A 3,570-nucleotide genomic window follows, 5' to 3' on the forward strand; every position below is an offset into this window, starting at 1 on the left:
GCCAGCAGCGGCTGCTCGGCGCTCGCCGCGGCACCGCCGTCCGCCCGGGTGCCGGTCAGCTGCCGCGTCGCGGTCGCCGTCGGCAGCTTCGGCGGGGCGGGGAACCTCGGTGTGGCGACCGCCGCGCCGATGGTCTCGTCGTACTGGGTCATGATCTGCGCGGCGTGGTCCCGCGCGGCCGTCTGGGCCCGGTAGGTCTGGATCGCCTCGCCGGCCGCCGCGGCGTACTGCACCGGGTCGGTCATCGACATCAGGCGCTGGTTGGTGCTCTGCAGGTCGAACTGGACCGGCGGGTTCGCGACCATCTGGCGCTGGGTTTCGTTGAGCGCCTGGGAGTGGATCTCCTGCTGACGGCCGGCGAGCGTCGCGCCCTGCGCGGTCGCGCCCAGCCACTTGCCGACCCCGGCGAGGTGCTCGCGGACGGCGTCACCGGCGTCGCCCTGCCAGTTGCTGGTGCTCGCGTTGATGGCGTCGGCGAGGGTCTTCTGGTGCGTGCCCAGGTCGTTGCCGACCCGCACCCACTCCTCCGAGGTCTCCGCGACGGTCGCCGGGTTGGCGTCCTGCGTGATGGCCTCGTTCATCTGCTCGTGGGTGGCGTTGGCCCAGAGCGTCTTCGGGGCGCCGCCGTTCTCGCGCATGGTGAGGCCCTCGTCGAGGCCGTGCTTGGCGTCGTCGAGGTGCTGCTGGTACAGCTCCTGGATCTTCTTGTCGCGCAGCACCGGGTCGACGACCGGGCCGAGCCAGCCGCGCCGGATCTCGTCGTCGACCTGGCGGGTGGCCATTTCGCGGATTTCGTCGCCGGACGGCGACTTGTCCGTGGTCAGCGGCCCGACGTAGTACTTCGACGACGAATCGGCCGTCACGTCGTAGAGCGGGCTGCGCGGGTTGTAGTCCGGGGACGACGGGTCCGAGACGGACTCGGCGGTGGGTGCCACGGTCTCCCTCAGCTCTGGTCGGCGGTCGGGAGGGAGGTCAGCGTCGCGCGCGTGTTCTCTTCCCGGGACTTGTAGTTCTTCTTGGCCAGCCTGATGGCTTCGATGTAGGTCGGGAACTCCTGCCGCGCGGCCTGCAGCTGCGTGACCAGCCCGTGGTCGTCCGCGGCGGTGTTGACCATGTGCGCGGAGACCCACTGGCCGGTCGCGGTGCGGCTCATGGCCGGCGCGTCGTGCAGCCGCTGCAGGTTCGCCCAGCGCTGCTCGAGCGACTCGAGCACGCCTTCGAGTGCCTCGATCAGCTGGTTGCCCGTGGTGTCGTCGATCGCGAAGCCGCCGCTCTGCGCGAGCCGCTTCAGCTGGGCGCCGGCGAGCCCCACGCGGGCCACGGCCATGGCCTTCTGCGCGGGTTCGGTCGCGGTCTGCAGCTGCGTCGTCGCCTGGAGAGCCTGGGCTACCGCCTGGGTCTCTTCCGTCATCAGGACTGTTCCCTTTCCGGTCAGTACACCGCGGCGATGGCGTCGCGGATCGCGCGGGCGAGGTCGGCCCGGCCGGCCGGCACGTATTCCGCCGTCAGCTCGCCTGCCTCGCCGGTAGTCGTGTGCACGAGGTAGCGGCCGTCGGCGGTGTCCAGCCAGCTCAGCGGTTCGCCGGCCACGCGCTCGCCGCGGCGGCCCTGCGCGGTGACGGCGATGTGGCCGCCGCCCAGCCGCGGTTCGGCGAGCACCCGCTCCAGCACGGCGACGTCCGAGGGCTTCCGCGCCGGCGGGCGGCGGCCCGGCCGGACCACGGCCTTGACCTCGATCATGCCGAAGGCGTCGGTTTCCTCTTCCTCGAACTCGGCGTCGGCGATGCGCTTCGCCGTCATGGCCGAGACTTCGCGCCCGGCGGCGCGGTGCACGACGTGCTTGCCGGTGGTCGCGGCCGGGGCGGGCGGCAGCACACCCGTGACGACCTCGACGAGCTCCTCGTCGGCGAACAGCGAGAACAGCAGTTCGTCGGTGTCCGGGTTCTGGGTGACGCCGAGTGCCTGCGCGCCGTCGGTGACCACGAGAACCGCGACGTCGGCGCCGAGGCCGTCGATCCCGCTCACCGCAACCGAAACCCGGGGCTCGGCGAGCAGCTCGAACGCCGTGCGCACGCCGGGGTGCAGCTCACCGGAAACCGAAAGCCGCCGCTCCTCGAGCGCGTCGTAGACCTGACGCGCGACCCGCACGAACCGCACCGGGTCCGTCGGCAGGTTGCCCGCGCGCAGCGGGTACCGCCGGACGTCACCGCCGGTGGCCCGGCCGACTATGAGGGCTTCGACGACCTCGAGGACGAACTCGAACCGCTCCGCCATTTCCCCTCGCCGATTCTTCGTCGTCAAACCTTCAAGCAACTCTCCTTACGAAGAGTAGCAGTGCGGTACGGGGCCCGGACGGCACCGCCACGCGGGTGCCCGAAAGACCACGATCCCCTGGACTGCCCGGGCAAAGCGCCGTCCGTGACCGGTTCACCCGATGCGGTGCTGGTGGACGCGAAGCTGCAGGCTGACGAGGTCCAGCAGGGGCGTGGCGACGCCGAGCGCACGGGCACGCGCGGTGAGATCGCCGAAGATCTGCTCGCCCTCGACCGGGTGACCGCCGAGCAGGTCCCGGTAGAGCGAAGATCCCCCCATCGCGGGGTCCGTCACGGTCCTGCGCGTGGCTTCGAGGTCCGCCGCGGGCACCGGGAACCCGGCCGCTTCGGCGACGGCGGCCGCTTCGGCCACGACGGCTTCGGCGAACTCCGCGCCGCCGGGCACCGCGACGACGTCGCCGATCGTGCCGCGCAGCAGGCTGTTGATCCCGCCGATCGCGGCGATGAACACCCATTTCGCCCACATCGCCTCGGTGATCCGGTCACTTCGGACGGCGGGGAACCCGGCGCCTTCCAGTGCCGCGCCGACGTCGGCCAGCCGCGCCGGGGCGGGCTCGGTGCGGGCGCCGTAGGCCAGGTGCTGCAAGGGCCCGAGCCGCCGGATCGCGCCGTCGTCGTCGATGGTGGTCATCACCTTCGCGACACCGCCGAGCACGGCGCCTTCGCCGAACCGCGCGTCGAGGGCGTCGAGGTGGGCGAGTCCGTTGAGGAACGGCAGGATCAGCGTTTCCGGCCCGACCGCGGGGGCGAAATCGTCGATGGCCGCCGCGAGGCCGGCGGCCTTGACGGCCAGCAACACGAGGTCGTAGGCCCGGTCGAGCGTCCCGGTCTCGGCGAGCGACGGCGTCAGCGCCGTCTCCTCGCCGAGCCCGACGATCCGCAGGCCGCTGTCCCTCAGCACCTTCGCCCGGCCGGGCCGGACGAGGAACGTGACGTCCCGGCCGGCCTGCTGCACGCGCCCGCCGAAGTACCCGCCGGTCGCGCCGGCACCCACCACCAGAATCCGCAAGTCGCTCACCCCATGACGTACGCCGGGCGGCGGGCACAGTATTCCCACAGCAAGACACAGCGAACGGACAGGTCGATCCGGCGCCGGGGCCCGTTGGACGGGCATGGGAACACGGATCCGCTGGACGCTCGCGGGTGCGGGGCTCACGGCCGCCGCGCTGACGGCCGGGGTACTGGTCTCGGCCGGCGGCGGGTCCGGCGGCCGAGCGCCGGTGGCCGCGTCGCCGGA

The 3,570-nt window shown here is 72.5% G+C and carries 3 protein-coding genes and 1 pseudogene; all 4 read right to left on the bottom strand.

Annotated features, from left to right (window positions below):
- Positions 1-935, bottom strand: a pseudogene (locus G3I65_RS38360) (hypothetical protein); the annotation flags it as partial.
- Positions 936-943: 8 nt separating this feature from the next.
- Positions 944-1,411, bottom strand: a complete 468-nt coding sequence (locus tag G3I65_RS38365) for a hypothetical protein (protein WP_160700434.1) — start codon at positions 1,409-1,411, stop codon at positions 944-946.
- A 20-nt stretch (positions 1,412-1,431) separates the two neighbouring features.
- Positions 1,432-2,274, bottom strand: a complete 843-nt coding sequence (locus tag G3I65_RS38370) for an ESX secretion-associated protein EspG (protein WP_160700435.1) — start codon at positions 2,272-2,274, stop codon at positions 1,432-1,434.
- A gap of 153 nt (positions 2,275-2,427) precedes the next feature.
- Entirely contained in the window at positions 2,428-3,342 is a 915-nt protein-coding gene (locus G3I65_RS38375; RefSeq protein WP_160700436.1) for a 2-dehydropantoate 2-reductase, read from the bottom strand.
- Positions 3,343-3,570 lie beyond the last annotated feature (228 nt).

The organism is Amycolatopsis sp. SID8362, assembly GCF_010550475.1.
Taxonomy (GTDB): domain Bacteria; phylum Actinomycetota; class Actinomycetes; order Mycobacteriales; family Pseudonocardiaceae; genus Amycolatopsis; species Amycolatopsis eburnea.

Bases quoted from the DNA above. Each gene is read 5' to 3' on its own strand.
- G3I65_RS38365 (WP_160700434.1), bottom strand. From the start codon at position 1,411: ATGACGGAAGAGACCCAGGCGGTAGCCCAGGCTCTCCAGGCGACGACG.
- G3I65_RS38370 (WP_160700435.1), bottom strand. From the start codon at position 2,274: ATGGCGGAGCGGTTCGAGTTCGTCCTCGAGGTCGTCGAAGCCCTCATA.